Consider the following 1815-nt stretch of genomic DNA (forward strand, 5'->3'; position numbering starts at 1 on the left):
CCAACAGATCATCAGCGGCAGCGACGACGGCACGATCCGCATCTGGGACCGCCAGAACGGCACCGAACAAACCACCCTCACCGGCCACACCGACTGGGTCCGGGCAGTAGCCGTCACCCCAGACGGCTCGGAGATCGTCAGTGTCGGCGATCAGACGATCCGGATCTGGGACCGGCGCAGGGGACGGCAGGTCCGCGGTACCGGCATCCCCGCCGTCCCGCTACCGGTCGGCGCACTCGCGGAGATCTACAGCGATGAACCCAGCGCCGTGGACCTGCTCGGGGTCACCGACGATGTGAATATGCTGGCGACGCTGATCGCCGCGTCCACCACCACCCCGCCGCTGGCGATCGCCGTGCTGGGGGAATGGGGGGCGGGGAAATCCACCGTACTGCGCCAGGTTCAGGACCAGGTGACGGTGCGGGCCGACCTGCCACCCGAGCACGCCGGCCGCGGTGCCTTCGTCGAGAACATCCGCCAGATCACCTTCAACGCCTGGCATTACAGCGACAACCACGTCTGGACCGGACTCATCGACCGGCTGTTCATCGAACTTGCCAAGGACGAGACGGACACCCCGCCCGATCCAGCCGACATCCGGGATCAAGAGCGCGAACAGCGCAGGCTGCACGCGAGGATCCGGCAGCTGGAGGGCAGCGTTGACCGGGACCAGGCCAGGATCAACGAAATCGAGGGCGCATCACCCTCGGGCCCCGGACTGCCGACCGGTTTCTGGCGAGTGGTGAAGGTAGGAGGCCAGCGGCGGGCCGCGGCGTTCCGCGCCAACTGGCGGAATCTGGCCCGCTCGATAGTAGTGGCGGGGGCGGCGTACGCCCTGATAGCGCTGTGGCGGGAGCCCAACCCGTTACGCGAGAGGCTCGTTCCGAGCATCCTCGCGGTCGTCGCGATCGTCGGAACGATGCGCGGCCCGTACGACCTGTTCCGCACGAGGCTGGAGAAGTTCTCCCGCGGCGAAAAATCCGAACTGGAAAAACAGGTCGCCACGAACAGGAGCGACCTGGCCGAAGCCCGTATCGCTCTGGCCGAAGTCGATGCCACGGTCCGCTTCGCCGGCATTCTGCGCGACCTCGCCACCAGCGGCACCTATCGGGGATATCGGGGTCTGGTGGGTCAGGTCAGCAGCGACCTCGACGCACTCGAACAGGCCCTGAACGCCGCCCGCCAGGAGTGGGCCAGGCAGGTGTCGGCGGGCGTGGGGAGCGCTGAGAAACCACCCTCGCTCAAACGCCTGGAACGCATCGTTCTCTACGTCGACGACCTCGACCGCTGCACTCCCGAGCGGGTCGTCGAGGTGTTGACCGCGGTGCACCTGCTGCTCGCCCGGCAGTTGTTCGTCGTCGTCGTCGCGGTCGATGCCGGCTGGCTGAACCGATCCCTGGCCGCCCACCAGCGCACCCTGTTCACCTCCCTGGCCAACCACGCCAGCCCGGAACCGGCGCCGGCGGTGACCCCCAGCGACTGGCTCGACAAGATCTTCCAGATTCCGTTCGCACTCCACCCCATGGGCCCCGCGGCCGTGGACTACCTGGCCGCGCTGCTGCCGCCACCGTCACCAACACCGTCCGCCGCCGGCCCCTCCAGGCAGGGCTCCAGCCCCTGGCCGTCAGCGGAACCGTCCCCACCACCGTCCCCATCGGCGGGGCCGGCACCGTCACCGTCACCGTCACCGGGGCCGGCACCAACACCGTCACCGGGGCCGGCACCAACACCGGCACCCAGGCCAGGACCGGCACCAACGCCAGGACCAGGACCGACGCCAGCACCAGCACCAAGATCGGGTCTGTCTCTTATACA

The 1815-nt window shown here is 68.5% G+C and carries 1 protein-coding gene; it reads left to right on the forward strand.

What is annotated here, in order from left to right; translation table 11 throughout:
* Nucleotides 1-1815: P-loop NTPase fold protein (locus NBZ83_RS31930; protein ID WP_261576485.1), on the forward strand; the 1815-nt coding region annotated here is incomplete at both ends.

The organism is Frankia gtarii (genome assembly GCF_025403375.1).
In the GTDB taxonomy this organism is placed as follows: domain Bacteria; phylum Actinomycetota; class Actinomycetes; order Frankiales; family Frankiaceae; genus Frankia; species Frankia gtarii.